The sequence below is a fragment of the Photorhabdus aegyptia genome, assembly GCF_000612035.1.
GTDB lineage: Bacteria > Pseudomonadota > Gammaproteobacteria > Enterobacterales > Enterobacteriaceae > Photorhabdus > Photorhabdus akhurstii.
The window spans coordinates 1-17,500 of sequence record NZ_JFGV01000030.1 but is presented as its reverse complement, the minus strand read 5'-3'; the positions used below and the strand labels follow the sequence as shown (position 1 = coordinate 17,500).

General features: G+C 41.1%; 14 protein-coding genes and 1 pseudogene. 9 read left to right on the top strand and 6 right to left on the bottom strand.

Annotated elements, in window-relative coordinates:
- The first annotated feature begins 1 nt into the window (after nt 1).
- From BA1DRAFT_RS10985 to rmf, 5 genes are all read left to right on the top strand, one after another.
- The gene (locus BA1DRAFT_RS10985) at nt 2-1,915 is read left to right on the top strand and encodes an ABC transporter ATP-binding protein (protein WP_036778870.1); all 1,914 of its coding nucleotides are present in this window, start codon (nt 2-4) and stop codon (nt 1,913-1,915) included.
- 85 nt (nt 1,916-2,000) lie between these two features.
- Nucleotides 2,001-3,248 carry a membrane integrity-associated transporter subunit PqiA gene (gene pqiA / locus BA1DRAFT_RS10980; protein ID WP_036778867.1) on the top strand — a complete coding sequence of 416 codons (1,248 nt, stop codon included), beginning with the start codon at nt 2,001-2,003 and terminating at the stop codon, nt 3,246-3,248.
- Nucleotides 3,249-3,268: 20 nt separating this feature from the next.
- Nucleotides 3,269-4,918 carry an intermembrane transport protein PqiB gene (pqiB, locus tag BA1DRAFT_RS10975; RefSeq protein ID WP_036778864.1) on the top strand — a complete coding sequence of 550 codons (1,650 nt, stop codon included), beginning with the start codon at nt 3,269-3,271 and terminating at the stop codon, nt 4,916-4,918.
- Nucleotides 4,915-5,481, top strand: coding sequence for a membrane integrity-associated transporter subunit PqiC (gene pqiC / locus BA1DRAFT_RS10970; protein ID WP_036778862.1), 567 nt, complete (start codon nt 4,915-4,917; stop codon nt 5,479-5,481). Before pqiB ends, pqiC begins: the two co-directional genes overlap by 4 nt.
- 248 nt (nt 5,482-5,729) lie before the next feature.
- The gene (rmf, locus tag BA1DRAFT_RS21955; RefSeq protein ID WP_071647033.1) at nt 5,730-5,897 is read left to right on the top strand and encodes a ribosome modulation factor; all 168 of its coding nucleotides are present in this window, start codon (nt 5,730-5,732) and stop codon (nt 5,895-5,897) included.
- A gap of 1,124 nt (nt 5,898-7,021) precedes the next feature.
- Here rmf and fabA read toward each other — a convergent pair.
- Nucleotides 7,022-7,540: a bifunctional 3-hydroxydecanoyl-ACP dehydratase/trans-2-decenoyl-ACP isomerase gene (gene fabA / locus BA1DRAFT_RS10960; RefSeq protein WP_036778857.1), complete on the bottom strand. Its 519-nt coding sequence runs from the start codon at nt 7,538-7,540 to the stop codon at nt 7,022-7,024.
- An 84-nt stretch (nt 7,541-7,624) separates the two neighbouring features.
- On the bottom strand, nt 7,625-9,355 hold the full coding sequence (locus tag BA1DRAFT_RS10955; protein ID WP_036778936.1) for an AAA family ATPase: 1,731 nt from the start codon (nt 9,353-9,355) through the stop codon (nt 7,625-7,627).
- Between the two features lie 206 nt (nt 9,356-9,561).
- Here BA1DRAFT_RS10955 and matP point away from each other — a divergent pair, with 206 nt between their 5' ends.
- Nucleotides 9,562-10,017 carry a macrodomain Ter protein MatP gene (gene matP, locus BA1DRAFT_RS10950; RefSeq protein ID WP_036778855.1) on the top strand — a complete coding sequence of 152 codons (456 nt, stop codon included), beginning with the start codon at nt 9,562-9,564 and terminating at the stop codon, nt 10,015-10,017.
- A gap of 126 nt (nt 10,018-10,143) precedes the next feature.
- Here the strand turns inward: matP and ompA are convergent, their stop codons facing one another.
- The gene (gene ompA, locus BA1DRAFT_RS10945) at nt 10,144-11,244 is read right to left on the bottom strand and encodes a porin OmpA (protein ID WP_036778853.1); all 1,101 of its coding nucleotides are present in this window, start codon (nt 11,242-11,244) and stop codon (nt 10,144-10,146) included.
- Between the two features lie 562 nt (nt 11,245-11,806).
- Nucleotides 11,807-12,370: an SOS-induced cell division inhibitor SulA gene (sulA, locus tag BA1DRAFT_RS10940; RefSeq protein ID WP_036778850.1), complete on the bottom strand. Its 564-nt coding sequence runs from the start codon at nt 12,368-12,370 to the stop codon at nt 11,807-11,809.
- A 247-nt stretch (nt 12,371-12,617) separates the two neighbouring features.
- Here sulA and BA1DRAFT_RS10935 point away from each other — a divergent pair, with 247 nt between their 5' ends.
- Nucleotides 12,618-13,220 (top strand): TfoX/Sxy family DNA transformation protein, encoded by a 603-nt coding sequence (locus BA1DRAFT_RS10935; RefSeq protein ID WP_036778848.1) that lies wholly within the window; start codon nt 12,618-12,620, stop codon nt 13,218-13,220.
- Between the two features lie 113 nt (nt 13,221-13,333).
- On the opposite strand, the pseudogene BA1DRAFT_RS10930 reads toward BA1DRAFT_RS10935, so the two are convergent.
- Nucleotides 13,334-13,998, bottom strand: a pseudogene (locus BA1DRAFT_RS10930) (YccS family putative transporter); the annotation flags it as partial.
- Between the two features lie 214 nt (nt 13,999-14,212).
- Between BA1DRAFT_RS10930 and helD the strand changes: the two are divergent.
- Nucleotides 14,213-16,267 (top strand): DNA helicase IV, encoded by a 2,055-nt coding sequence (gene helD / locus BA1DRAFT_RS10925; RefSeq protein WP_036778846.1) that lies wholly within the window; start codon nt 14,213-14,215, stop codon nt 16,265-16,267.
- A gap of 123 nt (nt 16,268-16,390) precedes the next feature.
- On the opposite strand, the gene BA1DRAFT_RS10920 is transcribed toward helD, so the two are convergent.
- Nucleotides 16,391-16,849: a methylglyoxal synthase gene (locus BA1DRAFT_RS10920; protein WP_036778843.1), complete on the bottom strand. Its 459-nt coding sequence runs from the start codon at nt 16,847-16,849 to the stop codon at nt 16,391-16,393.
- A 121-nt stretch (nt 16,850-16,970) separates the two neighbouring features.
- On the opposite strand from BA1DRAFT_RS10920, the gene BA1DRAFT_RS10915 reads away from it, so the two are divergent.
- Nucleotides 16,971-17,384, top strand: a complete 414-nt coding sequence (locus tag BA1DRAFT_RS10915; RefSeq protein ID WP_036778840.1) for a CoA-binding protein — start codon at nt 16,971-16,973, stop codon at nt 17,382-17,384.
- The last annotated feature ends 116 nt before the right edge of the window (nt 17,385-17,500 follow it).

The window sequence follows — 17,500 nt, the reverse complement described above, 5'->3', positions numbered from 1 at the left end:
TATGTCGTTGATCAATTTATCTGGTGCGTGGTTGGCGTTCAGTGATGCGCCATTACTTGATAATGCAGAATTGCATATAGAAGAAAATGAAAGAGTTTGTCTGGTTGGTCGTAATGGTGCTGGAAAATCGACTTTGTTACGGGTATTGGCAAAAGAGCAGCCGTTGGATGATGGTCAAGTTATTTACGAACAGGATCTGATTGTTTCTCGTTTACAACAGGACCCTCCTCGCGATGTGGAAGGGACGGTCTTTGATTTTGTTGCTGAAGGTGTTCAGGAGCAGGCCGAATATATTAAATCTTTTCATCAGGTTTCCCGTCTGGTGGAGCAAGAACCGAATCAGAAAAACCTCAACCGCTTGGCAGAATTGCAGGAAGTGCTGGATATCCGCGGGCTATGGTCACTGGACAGCCGGATTAATGACGTATTGAAACAGCTCTCTTTACCTGCGGAAGCGAAGCTCTCTTCTCTTTCAGGTGGTTGGTTGCGTAAGGCGGCATTGGGGAGGGCGTTGGTTAGTTCACCAAAAGTCTTGCTGCTTGATGAACCAACTAACCACCTGGATATCGATACGATTGAATGGCTGGAAAATTTCCTGAAAGATTTTCAGGGTAGTCTTGTTTTCATTTCCCATGACCGTTCATTTATTCGCAATATGGCAACCCGTATTGTCGATTTAGATCGCGGTAAGTTAGTGTCGTGGCCGGGTAATTACGATAAGTTTCTAGAAGGCAAAGAAGAAGCATTGCGTGTGGAAGAGATGCAAAATGCTGAATTTGATCGTAAGTTGGCTCAGGAAGAAGTGTGGATTCGTCAGGGGATTAAAGCGCGTCGTACTCGTAATGAAGGGCGCGTCAGGGCATTGAAAGCATTACGTATTGAGCGTTCACAACGTCGTGAAGTCATGGGAACCGCTAAAATACAGATGGAAGAAGCGAGTCGTTCCGGCAAAATTGTCTTTGAGCTGGAAAATGTTAACTATCAAATTGGTGAAAAGAAGCTGGTCAATAATTTCAGTGCGCAAATTCAGCGTGGGGATAAAATTGCACTGGTGGGACCAAATGGTTGTGGCAAAACAACTTTACTGAAACTGATGTTAGGTGAGCTGCAATCTAATGGCGGCCGTGTTCATTGTGGTACTAAACTAGAAGTTGCTTATTTTGATCAGCATCGGATAGCACTTGATCCGGAAAGAACTGTAATGGATAACCTGGCTGAAGGTAAACAAGAAGTGATGGTGAATGGTCGTCCTCGTCATGTTCTGGGTTATTTGCAGGACTTTCTGTTTCATCCGAAGCGGGCAATGACACCGGTTAAAGCGCTTTCTGGTGGTGAAAGGAACCGGTTATTACTGGCGCGTCTGTTCCTAAAACCCAGTAATCTGTTGGTACTTGATGAGCCAACCAATGATCTGGATGTGGAAACATTAGAGTTGCTGGAGGAGCTGGTAGACAATTATACAGGTACTGTATTGCTGGTCAGTCATGATCGTCAATTTGTTGATAACTCTGTGACTGAATGTTGGATTTTTGAAGGTAATGGTGTGATCAATAATTATGTTGGTGGTTATTACGATGCTCAGCAACAGCGCGAACAGGTTGTATCGTTGCGCCAGCAAAATGGGAAAAAACTGCAAACGGAAGTTAAAGTAGAAAAGATTAAGGAACCGCCAAAAAATTCTCGTAACAAAATGAGCCACCATTTATTACGAGAGTTAGAGCGATTACCATCATTGCTGGAGAAATTGGAAGAAGAGCTTGATCAGTTACAGTCTCAAGTGAGTGATCCTGACTTTTTTAGTCAGCCTCATGTAGTAACCCAAAAAATACTGACTGAGTTGTCTGACAAAGAGCGAGCATTAGAAGCTGCTTTTGATCGTTGGCATGAATTGGAAACATTGAAAAATAACCAATAGTTAACATAATTAGCAGAATCATACCGCGGAATTTTTCCGAGTATGATTCTGTGGATATTCCCAATTTCCTTACAGGAGAAAAACCTTGTGTTCCAGTAGCCATCATCATGAAATGGTATTGTGCCCTCAATGTGATTTGCTGGTGACATTGCCAGAAGAGGTTCAGGGAACGAAGGCGGTTTGTCCTCGTTGTAAGACGACATTAGTTACATGGTGGAAAGAACCTAAACATCAGCCAACAGGTTATGCAGTCAGTGCATTATTTATGCTGTTAATGGCTTGCTTGTTTCCGTTTGTTAGGATGAGTGTGGCGGGAATTGGCAGTGAAATTACCTTATCTCAAATCCCTCAGGTGATGTTTAATGAAAATTACGTCAGTGTGGGAACATTCTTTTTACTCTGTGTTCAACTGGTGCCTGCGTTTTGTATGGTAGCGATTATTCTCTTATGCCAGAGTGTTGTTATTTCTCAGAAGATAAAAATCTGGTTGGCTAGGGTTTTATTTCAGATGAAAAGCTGGTGTATGGTTGAAATCTTTCTGGCAGGGGTATTAGTCAGCTTTGTTAAATTAATGGCTTATGGTGATATTGGGTTAGGTTTAAGTTTTTTGCCATATTGCCTGTTCTGCCTTCTCCAGGTGAGAGCATTTCAATGTTTGGATCGCCACTGGTTATGGAATCAGATAGCGCTCGCACCTAAGGTGAATATATCGTTACAGGCAGGAAAAGCGGGGTTAGTGCAGGGGGTTCGATTATGTCAGTGCTGTACAGCTATTTTACCGGCAGATCAGTTAGTTTGTTCACGTTGTCATACTCGTGGATATGCCCGCCGCCGTAACAGTCTGCAATGGACAATGGCACTGATAGCGACGGCTTTAATGCTTTATATTCCTGCTAATGTCATGCCAATGATGGTGACCGAATCATTAGGTAATCAGAGTGATTCCACGATTATGGCTGGAGTGATACTACTGTGGAGTGTAGGTTCATATCCGGTAGCTTTAGTCATTTTTATTGCCAGTATTATGGTGCCATCACTGAAAATGCTGGCAATTGGTTGGTTATGTTGGGATGCCAAAGGTCACGGTAAACGAGATTCCGCCCGAATGCATTTTATTTATGAAGTTGTTGAATTTGTTGGCCGTTGGTCAATGATTGATGTATTTGTTATCGCAATATTGTCATCATTGGTACGTATGGGGAAATTAATGAGTGTCTACCCTGCTATGGGGTCAGTTATTTTTGCTTTAGTTGTGATCCTGACCATGTTTGCGGCAATAACATTTGATCCGCGTTTAATTTGGGATAGAACCAACGTTAAACATTCGTTATAAGGCAATGAAGGAGTGTCAAGGTGACGGATAAAGTTGAAGACCAGAGTCAGGCTAAAATCGATAAAATTAAAAGTTGGTCGCCAGTCTGGATTGTACCGATTGTCACTGTGCTTATTGGTGCCTGGATATTGTTTTACCATTTCAGCCACCAAGGGCCGGAAGTAACGTTGATTACTTCTAACGCGGAAGGCATTGAAGCCGGAAAAACTAAAATTAAAAGCCGTAGTGTGGATGTCGGCGTGGTTGAGAAGGTCATGCTGAGTGATAATCTTAGTCAAGTTATTATTAAGGCCCGGCTAAATGATGGCATGGAAAATCTATTACGCAGTGATAGTGCTTTTTGGGTCGTGAAACCGCAGATTGGTCGTGATGGAATATCTGGTCTTGGTACTCTTCTGTCCGGGGCTTTTATTGAACTTCAACCGGGAAAGAATGGTGATGAAGAAGATAAATTTAATTTGTTGGACTCACCCCCATTGGCCTCGCCTGATGCAAAAGGTATCCGTGTCATCCTAATCAGTGATAAAGCCGGTCAGCTTAATCCGGGCGATCCGGTGTTGTTTCGTGGTTATCGGGTTGGTTCTGTTGAAACCAACGAATTTGAACCGAAATCGCATCTGATGAGATATCAGCTATTTATTAATGCGCCTTATGATGGTTTGCTGACAACCAATGTGCGTTTTTGGAAAGAGAGTGGTATTACCCTTGATATGTCTTCCCAAGGGGTGCGTGTTGAAATGGCTTCTTTATCAACGCTATTTGGTGGTGGTGTCAGCTTTGATGTACCTAAGGGTTGGGAATTGGGTGAGCCAATTAAAGAAAAAGCCACTTACAAACTTTTTGATAACCAAAGAAGCATTCAAGATTCTTTATATACCAAACATAAAGATTATCTGTTGCTCTTCTCTGATTCTGTCCGAGGATTACAGCCGGGTGCGCCGGTGGAATTTCGTGGTATCCGTATGGGAACTGTGGCGAAAGTACCGTTCTACTCTGAGGGAATGAGACAGCGGCTGGATAATGATTTTCGTATTCCAGTACTTATCTCCATTGAGCCGGAGCGCTTTGAGAAGGAGTTGGGGGAAGGGTTTGATGTTGAGAAAGAGCTGAATAGCATAACCAAACGCGGCCTGAGAGCCTCTCTCAAATCAGGTAATTTGTTAACGGGGGCACTGTTTATTGATTTGGATTTTTATCCGAATGAAAAAGGGTGGGTTGGCCCGTATGAAATTGCAGGCTATCCGCTATTACCAACAATCAGTGGTGGCCTTGCTCAAATTCAACATAAGGTTATTGCAGCGTTAGACAAAATTAATAATATGCCGGTTGAGCCAATGTTTAATCAGGCTATTCGCACTTTGGAAGAGAGTCAGAAAGCTATCAGAAAAGCACAGCAGACTCTTGATGAATTGAATAAAGTGCTGGCAAATCCTGAAACCAAAGATCTGCCAAAAGACATACAGAAAACATTGCAGGAGTTTAACCGCAGTATGCAAGGTTTCCAGCCTGGCTCACCGGCTTATAACAAGATGTTGGATAATATGCAGCGATTAGATCAAGTGTTGAGTGAACTGCGGCCTGTGCTGAGAACGCTGAATAATAAGAGCAATGCGTTAGTTTTTGAGGCTAAGCCAATTGAAGATCCAGAACCGAAAAGGGCTAAAAAATGATGAGAAGAGTGGCATTAATTTTAGTGATTTTTATTTCTGCTTGTAGCCGTCAGCCAGAAAGAACTTATTATCAATTGCCGGTAGTCACAATAGCATCACAAAAGAGTGCTATTGTGCAACATGATCGCCAATTATGGGTACAACGAGTCATGTTGTCCGATTATCTGTCATCCTCCGGTGTGGTATATCAAAGTAGTGATGTTAGTTATATCAGTGCGGCGAATCACTTGTGGGCAAGTCCACTTGAACAGCAGTTACAGCAAGTGTTGGTAGCGGAATTAACCGTAGCGCTGCCACAGCGTTTAGTGTCTGCCCAACCATTGGTTAATAAACCAGATACTTTGGATGTAACAGTAACCAGTTTTCATGGTCGTTATGATGGTAAGGTGATTTTGCAAGGTTACTGGACATTAACTTGTCAGGAGCGTGAGTTAAGTGTCATTAAACAGCCCTTTAATATAGAACTAAAACAGGAAGAGGATGGTTATGATGATTTAGTTCGTACATTGGCAAAAGGATGGAGTCAATTGGCGCAAGCTATTGCCAATCAATTTACTTCCTAATTGTAACCCTCTGCCATTCTCCGGGTGTAAAACCTTTACGTTCGGAGAAAATTGGCATATCAGCGGGATAAAAATTTCTCTTTATTATTAATACCTTATTGATTTTCTCTGTACTAATATAACAAATATTACATTAATATGAATTTCTTGACTTGATTTTCAAAATTTATAGGGGTATTTCTAAATTGTGGTTGGATGAATGATGACCACTGTTTTCTTTTGATCTAGCTTATGAGGTAAATAAGAGCATGAAGAGACAGAAACGAGATCGTTTAGCACGTGCGTTATCGAGAGGGTACCATGCAGGTATTTTGGGGCGCTCAAGGGAGCATTGTCCCTATTATTCATTAGATGCCCGTTCTCATTGGTTAGGAGGATGGCGCCAGGCTATGGAAGACAGGGCGATGATGGCTTAGTCTGCCAAACTGATGTATAGGTTAGGTGAGAAAAAACCACCATTTCTTAATCGACGTGTATATATCCCAAATTTAATCTGACAGTGACTGATTGCTTATTACAGATATCTGTCAGATTGAATCCTGTTGGTAAATTTATTTAACCTATTTAATAAAACATCATATGATGGATATGCTGATGCACTGAGTGTAGTAAATAGGGTATGTATAGCAATTAATGTGAATAATGTGTTGGTTTCCTATTTCTTTGTATTGTTCTTTTTGGGATTCCGTTTGCGAAATTTGATGAAATAGAATTCATGGCCGCCAGCTCATACATCCTATTTAACCTCCAATATGGCTGATATTGCGGCCATTCAGTAATTTATCTACTAACGAGAGGGATAATTGCAGTAAGCAGGGTTTGATAAACATTTATGACGTATTTGAACCCTATAGAGAGGGCTATATTGCACATCTTCCCCGACTGCTATGGCTACATTCTCATGACTTGAATAGGCTGTTTGAAGCAATGATAAAAGTATCGACCCGGCACTATAAGTACATACCCACCGAAATCCTCGGGCGCGAGTAGGAGTGACTATTTTTCCATAGCAATCTCCATTACTGTTAGATGCTTCTATCATTTCGATGGTGCCTTCGATCTTATTTATTGCTGTGGCAGTTGGTGTAATAGTTAATGCTACGATTATGAGCAGTATTTTTCTGATGTTCATATAAATTACCCTTGGTTGTGTTTGTTAATAATAATAAATTTTATTGATGTTTTTGCCTGTTACTAATATGCTTTTTGAGCTTATTTGATATATCAGGTCAATTTGATCATAGCACAATTTGTCAATTGCATGCTAATTAGCCAGCAATAAACTAGATGCTTATATTGCAGGTTATTGAGATGTGGTTTTGTGCTATTCTTAGCCGAGGTAGGTTGGAGCTAGATTTTGAATCTCATATTCTAAGATATAACTGGAATTGCCTTTGAAGAGCAAAAACAATACCAAGTATTTTTCAAGCAAATATTTTTTTCAAATAATGTGCTGTTTGCTTGGTGGTGTGCTTTTAGCGAAAAAGGTGAAAAGCAATTAGCCAGTCACCTTCCTTTTCGATATGTTACTGATTATTGATTAGAAAGCACTGGTATCTTTAAACAAGCCCACTTTCAAATCCGTTGCTGTATAGATGACTTTACCATCTACTAACACTTCACCATCAGCCAGTCCCATAATCAATTTACGGTTAATAACGCGTTTAAAGTTGATACGGTAAGTGACTTTTTTCGCCGTTGGTAATACCTGGCCGGTGAACTTAACTTCGCCAACGCCAAGGGCGCGGCCTTTGCCTTCTCCACCTAACCAGCCAAGGAAGAATCCAACCAATTGCCACATGGCATCAAGGCCAAGGCAGCCGGGCATTACCGGGTCATTAATAAAATGGCAGTCGAAAAACCATAAATCAGGGGTAATATCCAGCTCGGCTTCTATGTAACCTTTATCGTAGGTACCACCGTTTTCTGTCATTTCAATGATGCGATCCATCATTAACATATTACCAGATGGTAATGGAGGCCCATTTTTTCCAAATAACTCGCTACGCCCAGATGCGATAAGATCTTCTTTTGTGTAGGATTTACGTTTATCAACCATAATTATCAGATAGCCTTATATTTAATGTAGGGTAAATAATAGAGTACACTTGTACGCTGAACAACTCCGATCAGACATTCTGAATTAACCCAACCAGCGAAGAAACCACGGGAATTTAGGCCGTTCTTGATTATTCGCCTGTGTTATACGTTCTTGTATCATAGCTAACAAGTGTGTTTCTTGTTGATCATAATAAGGGATACCTGTTAATAAAGGCAGCGCTTCAGAAACATGTTTTACTGACCATAAATGGAATTTTTGCTCTTTTACCGCATTTACAACGGCTTGATTGAGACATAAATGACGGATGTTCGCCGCTGGTAGGATAACTCCCTGTTGACCAGTTAGTCCTCTGCGATGGCATACTTCAAAGAAACCTTCGATTTTTTCGTTAATACCGCCGATGGGTTGAACGTAACCAAATTGATCTACTGCACCTGTGACCGCCAGTTGTTGATCAATGGGTTGCAGGGAAAGCGCGCTTATCAGTGCGCATAATTCAGCAAGAGAAGCACTGTCGCCGTCAACTTCACTATAAGACTGTTCAAATGCAATAGATGCAGAGAAAGGCTGCGGTTGATCCAACTTTAGCTCGGAAATCAAAAAGGCTTGCATAATCATCATGCCTTTCGCATGGATATTGCCACCTAACTCGACTTTGCGTTCAACATCAATAAATTCCCCATCTCCTATATGAGCCACGCAAGTGATGCGGGATGGTTCTCCTACTGAATCAGGGTGGCCGGGGTACTCCAGCACAGATAATCCATTAATTTGGCCAATGACCATCCCTTGGGTGCGGATAAGAATCTGGCCTTGATGAATTTCCTCTAAACCACGTTCTGGCAGATAGTTGTGACGCCAGCGGCGATTCTCCTCTGCTTGTTTAATGGATTGAGCTGTAATCTGATTTTCTTGCTGATAGAGCGCAGCGGTAGCTAGTTGCCGTTGTAGCCAAAGAATATCCAAAGGCAGACGGTATTGATCTTCTACATAACGAGTTGCTTGTTGGACAAGCTCAGGCCAGGCATTATGATTCAACGGAGGCAATTGCCATTGTTGAATAAGCCCATTGATATAATTGCACCACAGGCTTAAATCCTGCTCATTATGAAATGGCATATCCAGATCAAATTCACCATACAGAGCGCTTTTGGCTAATTCAGGTTCTGTTGCCTGAAACTCTTCAAGGTTTAGACGATCTCCAACCAGAATCAGACGTAGCTTTAATGGCATCGAGGGGATAGGTAATGGTAGCGGTTTGTTGCTATCCGGAGACAACCATTCAAAGCGTTGCTGAATAATCATCTGTTTCAGGCGAACCCACATTAATGGCTGAGAAAGTAGGGTACGTAATGGCAGAATAAGTACACCGCCATTTACCTGATGAATCAGACCGGGTTGTAAGTGAATTTCTCCGTTGTGAGAGTGGAAGCAGCCAAATAATTGCTCTGCTTCTATCCATTCACGATAGGCCACGCGTAACTCAGGTGTGAAATGGCCTTCTGTTGATGGTTGCCAGCTAATTTTTTGTTGCTGGATGTGATAATTGCCACCAATTTGGGGAAGTTCTTTCGTGAGTAATGGATGGATAGACTCAGCTAATGCTGACAAATAAGTATCACATTCTTCAGCTTTCAATAGCATAAAAGGCTGGCGGGAATCCATCCGGCAAAAAAGCTGTAAACCACTATGTAGCCGTGATTGAACGGCTTCCATACTGGCAGGTGCCTGTTGGGAAGCAGAATGAAAGAGCGCATCATAAGGCGCGCAATTCGGCAGTAATGCCTGCCAGTCTAGTTTGTTAGTGGTCAAAATGATCGCTATATATTGTAAAGTAGGAAAGTGCCGATTATACAAGATTAAGATATAAACCAACATGCTTGAATGTTTGCTATCGTAGACACTTTATGTAAAACATAATTTGATCAAAAAGCAGAGATTAATCAGTTTGGCTATAAGCAATTTACTAAAATAGTTGTTATGCTTATTTTTAGTTACGCTGTCACTGAGAAAGTAAGATGAAATATCAACAACTGGAAAATTTGGAATGTGGCTGGAAATGGGCTTATCTGATGAAAAAACATCAAGAAGGCGAGCTAATTACTAAATATATTGAAAACAGTGCAGCTCATGCAGCAGTTGATAAACTCATTGAACTTGAGAGTGAGCCGGTAAGGGTACTGAAATGGATTGAGCAACATATGAATCCTGATTTATCCAACCGAATGAAACAAACTATCCGCGCTCGGCGTAAACGGCATTTTAATGCGGAACATCAGCATACTCGTAAGAAATCCATCGATTTAGATTTTCCCGTGTGGCATCGCTTATCTGCGCTTTCTCAGCGACGGGGTAATACGCTGTCAGAAACTATCATCCAGTTAATTGAAGACGCTGAACGGAAAGAAAAATATGCCAATCAGATGTCTAGCTTGAAACACGATTTGGAAGCTATTTTGGGTAAGAAAGAGTAATTTCAGTTGTTATAGATTGATATCGCAACAAGCTCCTTAAAGTAGATTCACATAAGTAAAAGAAAACCCCATTTGGCAATGAGGTTTTCTGCGCTTTTGATGATTAATTATAACCAAGAAAGGCTATTATTGAGCGGATTTTGCTTGAGTAACAACTTCTTTAATGCCCTGAATTTCGATCTCTACGCGACGATCTGGCGCCAGGCAGTTGATTAGGTTAGGTTTACGAACCTTATCACAGGTAGAACCGGTGACTGGATTTGCTTTACCGTGGCCTTCTGCGCTGATGCTGCCGGTAGGGATACCTTTAGATACCAGATAGTCAACTACGCTTTGAGCACGTTTTTGAGACAGTTTCTGATTGTACACGTCTTTACCGATACGGTCGGTGTAGCCTAAAACCAGCACCTTGCCTTGATTTGGGTCGATGTTTGCTAGCTCAGTATAGAGTTGATCCAAAGTATGTTTACCTTCGGTTTTCAGCTCAGAACTTGCAAATTCGAACAGCACGTCAGAACGCAGGGTAAAACGCTTATTTTCAACAACGGGTGCTGGAGCTGGTGTTGGAGCAACAACCGGAGCTGGAGCGACAACTGGGGCTGCTGCTTCATCTTGGCCGAAACGGTAAGAAACACCTACGCTCAACAGACCGTTATCAGGACGTGCGCCTACTGAGCCTGCGTCACCGATATTGTTAACCCACTGGTAGTCCAGACGAGTAGCCCAGTCTTTAGTTATCGCATACTCAACACCGATGGCCGCCAATGGAGAAACACCGGTGTCATGATTTTTCAGATGAGTATTGGTTGCGCCGTAATTTGCTTTGGAATCTGCCCGCCAAACCATACCGCCTAAGCGAGTATAGATATCCAAGTCATCCATAATTGGATAGCTTAGTTTGGTTGCCAATTGGAAACCGTGGGCTTTGAAGGCGCCATTATTGACGCTGCCTTTGTAAGACATACGTCCTAACCAGTCATAACCTATTTCAAAACCCAGGTATGGATTGGCTTGATAACCTAAGAAAGCACCCGCACCCAATTGGTTTTTATGAGTAGGGCCATTACCGATTGCACTGGTATAACCGTTGCCGTAGAAGTTTACGTCATGGTATTGGGACCAACCCAACTTACCACCGGTATACCAAGTGTTGTCTTTTGGAGCTGCTTGCGTTGCAGTTGTGAAAGCGGCCACTGCCACTGCTATCGCGATAGCTGTCTTTTTCATTTTAACGCCTCGTTATTATCATCACCCAATAGGCAATTGGCTTTGGAAGCCTTTTTGCTTACTGCCTATCCCATTAGGCTTTCATTTGCCATTCTTTGTAATAAAAGCGAGCACTGAATTGTGCTCAAATTCTCCGGTACCATTATTGTGTGTACACTTTGAATTTTGCGCGTTTCTATGTTCACTATTCATCCATAAGAATGGCTTGCACTAATTTTAGCATCTTTTAATATCTACTAAGATAGGCTGTCGAGCCATATTGATTAAAAACTCAGTTAGAGGAATGCTGCACTTTTTCATAAAACCGATAGACTAAACAATACAAGGGTACTAAGTGCAGTAACCTTTAATGGTGTAAAGTCTACAACGAAGTTAAAAAGTTACAAGTGCCCCTTGATTAATAGAGTAAAAAATTTAAAAGGTAATGTATAATTTTTTTAAAAAATTTACTATTCTTTACAACTAATCTTGCCTTAATTAATTGATTTTAATTGTGATTAGTGATTTTCGGTCTGGATTGGTTATTTTGTGTTATAAATATTGCGATAATTCCTAGTTTTGGTCAATGATAGTAAATGGAATGGATTTTTAGTAAATCTGCTCGCGATTCAGCACAGTTGGTTTCTTTATTTACATCTTGTGGGCGCATAATAAAGCCCAGTGCATTACCTTTTTGTGCCGCAGCCTGTAATTTTACGGTGTCTTTTTCCGATAACTTTGGTAACCAGCCAAGTACCACGCTGTAATTACCACTCGCCAGTGCTCTTTCCATTGCTTCTACCGTTGTAATGGAGCTGATGCGATTTAATTGGACAATCTTATCTAAAGGTAATCCAGAGTTAATTAACCATTGACGGCTTAGTTTCTTATGTGGACTAACCCATAGCAACCAGCGAGCCTCATTTCCTGATTGGCGTAACAAAGGTAGCAATATACGATTAATGATAGCTTGGTTATCGCTATATTGGTTATCACTATAGATCAATTCACTCACTATACCTTCTTTACCCTCTTTCACTACCCCCTCTCTTTTGGCTGAATTATCTTGTGTAGGCGAAGAGAGTGATAACTGCTTTTTGGTTGACTGATGTTTAGAAGGGGAAACCCAGGATGATTGAATGCCCATAATGAACCTCGCCATGATTAACTGTATTAATATACAGTATCTTCATATTAGGCTAAGATCAAGTCTATTTTTTCAAAGAGCTTCGCAAATATTGACTGTAAATGGCTGTAAACTCATTTAACCATTGGCAGAGAAAATTGAATTGCGTATGTTTTTAATTGCTTGTTCCTGTTATTTATTTTACTAATAACTGGGTCAAATCTATGGATAAGAGATTTATTTGCACAAAACTCATGGAGTGATCTGTATGTTTTTGTCTGAGGTGCGTTTTACTCAACTCAAAAATGGTTTTTCGTCGTTTGGAACATTGACAAGGAAGCCACAGTTTGGCGGTTACAGCCTGTTATCTGATGGGATTATGTTCGCTATTATTGCTGATGGAGAATTATATTTACGAGGAAATGGACATGCTGAAGTATTATTTAAAGCCAGAGGAATGAAAAACTATATTTACTCAAAAAAGGGAGTGCCTGTAACTTTGCGTTATTACCAAGTGGTTGAATCACTTTGGCAAGATCAAGAGTTGTTATCTCAATATGCGTATTTGGCTTATCACTACTCATTTATTGAAATGGCGGGTAAAAAGAAAATGCCGGAGCGCTTGAAGGATTTGCCTAATCTTGGAATGTCTTTAGAACGCCAGTTATGGAAAGTTGGAATATGTAAAGTTGAAGATTTACGGTTGTTAGGTGCGAAAGCCAGTTATTTAAAACTGCATCAATATAAAAGAAAATCTAATATTAATTTATTGCTTGCTTTGGCTGGTGCAATTGAAGGATGTCATTCAGCCGTTTTACCGGTACAGATCCGTAATGATTTATTACGTTGGCACAAGGAACTAGCTTGTTAGATCTTTATCGAGAATAGCTAATGAAAGGGGCAGTCAACTGCCCCAGTATATCAATCTGGTTATAATTGATTAATTTGTTTAATGATATTAACAGTTTCAGGTGACAATTCTATTCATAAACCGGTTTGTTGCAATACCAGTTGCTCTTTACTATTTCTTTCTGCCGGAGCTTGCTCAATTTTTTTCACTATGTTGACAGGTATTTGCTTAATTCTATCATCATCTATTAATGCCGGTTTTAATGCTGTATCGACATAACAAACAGCATCATTAAGAATGTCCAGAATAACTTTATTATCCAATTTATCTCGGTGTGCTTCCAGCGCAGAGATGTAACTTAGCATGGTGTGATTTAGGCACAATAACCGGAATGCCCTTTCTTGAACAGTCTGGTCACTTTTCGGCTCGGCAGACATGTTTGAAATAACGGATGCCAGTTCTGCGTCACTATTATGGGCATCACGGTGGGCAATTCGATAGCTCAATCCATATCTTTTCCCTGATAATATTGAACTAAAATGGCATCAAGGTAGCGACAATTGGTGTTCATCGTCCGATTTATCACTTGTGATAACTGGCGGAATTTCCAGTCTTGCCAGATGAAATTTACCGCTAACAAGTTGAAGCATAATAGTACCAGTAATGTGATAAACAGAGTTGCATGTGCATACTGGGTATTGCGGAAGGTGAAGAATAATACGCCATAAATAACAATTTGCCCACGTAGGCCAGCGTCAATCCGTCGTAAAGACGGTTGCGGCCTGAGAAGTGGGAAGCCTCGCCGTTTTTTACGGCGGGGAGCAGTCACGATACGGTTATAATAGAGAAAATGACTGTTATAAAGAAAACGGTGCGGACCGGAAAACAGTTAGCACAAAATACCCCTGAGGTAATAATAACGGTCATAAGTAACATTATGATAAAAGGTTTATTAGTGATAAAAAACGCTTATAAGACATAATTCAACTATTTTTTAGGTATGGCGCTCAATAATGGAACTTAAAGCAACACAAATTGGCCAACGTCTTGCTCAGCATCCTTATAATCGGGTGCGTTTGCTGAATGCGGGTATTGAAGTCAGTGGTGAAAAGCATCAATACCTTATCCCATTTAACCAGCTAATTAATATTCAGTGTAAACGAGGTATTGTCTGGGGGGAGTTAGAGTTTGAACTGCCCAATAGACAAGCAGTTCGCCTTCATGGCATTGAATGGCGGCAAACTCAGCGTTTTTACCATTATCTGCTTGGTGAATGGCAGAAATGGAGCCAGGAAATGAGTGATATTAGTGCTAATGTGCTGGCAACTCAGGTTAGTGAAATTAACAGAATTGACCAACAGAATCGCTGGTTTAAAAAAACGGATTTATTCCAGTTGCAACAGCGGATTCAGGCAGCGTTTCAGGCTTTACCATTGCCGTTACAACGTCTGGAACAATTTGATAATTGCAGGGAAGGGTATCAAACATGTTTGAGCTGGCTTGAGAATGGCGAGAAGCTTGTTGAAAAGATGAATCTGCAATGGACAGAACGTATGTTGGAGCAACATCGTGACTTTTTTCAGCGGGTAGAAACATCTCCGTTAAATCTTTCTCAGAGTTTGTCTGTTGTTAACGGTGAAAATTCAATTCTGGTTCTTGCTGGCGCAGGGAGTGGAAAAACATCGGTGTTAGTTGCGAGAGCGGGTTGGTTATTACTTCGCCAACAGGTGATTCCCGAACAGATATTATTGTTAGCGTTTGATAATCAGGCTGTAAGTGAGATGAATGAACGGATTCATATCCGTCTTGGTGTGAATGATATTAAAGTAAAAACGTTTCATGATCTGGCGTTGCATATCATTCAGCAAGGAAGTAATAAAGTATCCAAAATCAGCGAGCTGGAAACTGACGGGCAAAAAAGAAGAGATTTTTTGATTAAACACTGGCAACAACAATGCAGTGAAAAGAAAGCGCAAGCCAAAGGTTGGCGAGAATGTCTGACGGAAGAGTTGAAATGGGAAGTGCCGGAAGGTGAATTTTGGCACGATGAACAACTTGCTAACCGTTTGTCAGACCGGCTTGAGCGTTGGTTGGGTTTGATGCGTATACATGGTGGTAGCCAGAAGGCGATGATAGAGCAAGCTCAGGAAGAGTATCTGGATCGGTTTCAAAAATGTATTCGCCTGATGGGGCCTTTATTAAAAGTGTGGAAATCTGAATTAAAAACAGAAGGTGCTATTGATTACTCAGGGTTAATCCATCAGGCGGTGAATATTCTGGATAAAGGGCGGTTTATCAGCCCGTGGAAGCATATTCTGGTGGATGAGTTTCAGGATATTTCACCATTAGGGGCCAAATTGCTCGCTGCATTGCGAGCACAAAACAGCCAAAGCTGTCTGCTTGCCGTAGGGGATGATTGGCAAGCAATATATCGTTTCAGTGGTGCGGAACCGATGTTGACTACCGTATTTGCTGATTATTTTGGTAAAGATGCTGAATGTGTATTGGATATCTCTTATCGGTTTAATGATAGGATTGGTGAGGTTGCAAACGAGTTTGTGCAACAAAACCCAAATCAATTAAGTAAGCCACTAAATAGTTTGATTAAGGGTAATAAAAAATCAATTGTCATTCTGCCAGAAGATCAGCTTGAATCTTTATTGAATAAAATGAGTGGCTATGTCACTGAGCAGGAAACGATTTTATTACTAGCACGTTATCACTATTTGAAACCTGAATTACTGAAAAAAGCAGCAACTCGCTGGCCTAAATTGAAAATAGAGTTTATGACTATTCATGCTTCCAAAGGACGACAAGCGGATTATGTCATTATTCTTGGCTTGCATCAGGGGAAAGATGGTTTTCCTGCACCGGCAAGGGAATCGGTGATGGAGCGGGTTTTATTGCCGCCGCTGGAAGATTTTCCGGATGCGGAGGAGCGTCGCCTTTTGTATGTTGCATTAACACGGGCGAAGAAGCAGGTGTGGTTGATGCAGGATAAGAAGAATCCATCGGTGTTTGTGCGTCAATTAGAGCGGCTAAATGTGCCTGTTCAACGTAAACCTTGAGGTTTTGCCTGGCTGAAATATTCAGGGCTATCATGGGATACCTTTGCTGGAAATCTCACTCTTGTTTTTTCCTAGTGTCTGACTTGGAGAAAACGTGTAGTTGTAGGTATATGTTGCAAAGACTTATTTCAGACGTTCATTTAAATAATTCTGATAATCAGGCACTTGAATACTTACTGATTCAGAAAACAGAGGAGAACTAACAATAAAATCCGCAGACGCCAGATTGGTTGCTACGGGGATATTCCATACTGTAGCAAGGCGTAGCAGTGCTTTTACATCAGGATCATGAGGTACGGAATTAAGCGGGTCCCAGAAAAATATCAACACATCAATTTTCCCTTCTGAGATTAGAGAACCAATTTGTTGATCTCCACCCATTGGGCCACTAAGCATATTAGTAACGGGTAATCCGGTTTCGTTCTGAATCAGATTACCGGTTGTGCCGGTAGCGTATAAATGGTGTTTCTTGAGTAAATTCTTATGTTTTTTGGACCAGGTTAATAGCGAAATTTTACAGTGGTCATGTGCAATAAGCGCTATATTTTTAGCGGTTGCCATTGTGCGAGTTGTCAATTCCATGAGATGCCTTTAGTAATCGTTATTGTGTTTTCGAACGTAGTTAGTCCAATTGATAACAATGTTTATCATATACATTGTAATAAATAAACAAAGTAAAACACCGAATTTTGAGGAAGAGTAAATGAGTGACCAGCAAATTGCAGACATACTAAAACGAGTAAAAGTTATTGCTCTGGTAGGAGCAAGTGAAAAAACTACGCGTCCAAGTTATAAAGTTATGGCTTATTTACTGGAACAAGGCTATCAGGTGATCCCTGTCAGCCCGAAGCTTGCCGGACAAACATTGCTTGGGCAACGAGTGTATGCACAACTGGCAGATATTCCACAACCTGTTGATATAGTTGATGTATTTCGTAATGCGGAAGCTGCATATGACATTGCGCAAGAAGCTATAGATATCAAAGCAAAAGTGCTCTGGTTGCAACTTGGTGTTATTAATGAGCAAGCAAAAGTATTAGCAGAGGAAGCAGGTCTGGAAGTTGTTATGGATCGCTGCCCAAAAATTGAAATTCCAAGATTGGGACTCGAAAAATAATATTTTTCAGTTTGTAGTTACTTAACCCGAATTCTGGATAAGAAATTGACATGAAGCCTGTTCCAGGAGCAATGTTTTGGTGCACGCCGAAACAGCTCCGGGGAGGAACAGGCTAT

Excerpts from the sequence above, each read along its gene's own strand:
- ompA (WP_036778853.1), bottom strand. The coding sequence starts at position 11,244 with ATGAAAAAGACAGCTATCGCGATAGCAGTGGCAGTGGCCGCTTTCACA.
- pqiC (WP_036778862.1), top strand. The coding sequence starts at position 4,915 with ATGATGAGAAGAGTGGCATTAATTTTAGTGATTTTTATTTCTGCTTGT.
- rmf (WP_071647033.1), top strand. The coding sequence starts at position 5,730 with ATGAAGAGACAGAAACGAGATCGTTTAGCACGTGCGTTATCGAGAGGG.
- BA1DRAFT_RS10915 (WP_036778840.1), top strand. The coding sequence starts at position 16,971 with ATGAGTGACCAGCAAATTGCAGACATACTAAAACGAGTAAAAGTTATT.
- BA1DRAFT_RS10920 (WP_036778843.1), bottom strand. The coding sequence starts at position 16,849 with ATGGAATTGACAACTCGCACAATGGCAACCGCTAAAAATATAGCGCTT.
- BA1DRAFT_RS10985 (WP_036778870.1), top strand. The coding sequence starts at position 2 with ATGTCGTTGATCAATTTATCTGGTGCGTGGTTGGCGTTCAGTGATGCG.
- fabA (WP_036778857.1), bottom strand. The coding sequence starts at position 7,540 with ATGGTTGATAAACGTAAATCCTACACAAAAGAAGATCTTATCGCATCT.
- sulA (WP_036778850.1), bottom strand. The coding sequence starts at position 12,370 with ATGGGCATTCAATCATCCTGGGTTTCCCCTTCTAAACATCAGTCAACC.
- BA1DRAFT_RS10935 (WP_036778848.1), top strand. The coding sequence starts at position 12,618 with ATGTTTTTGTCTGAGGTGCGTTTTACTCAACTCAAAAATGGTTTTTCG.
- helD (WP_036778846.1), top strand. The coding sequence starts at position 14,213 with ATGGAACTTAAAGCAACACAAATTGGCCAACGTCTTGCTCAGCATCCT.
- matP (WP_036778855.1), top strand. The coding sequence starts at position 9,562 with ATGAAATATCAACAACTGGAAAATTTGGAATGTGGCTGGAAATGGGCT.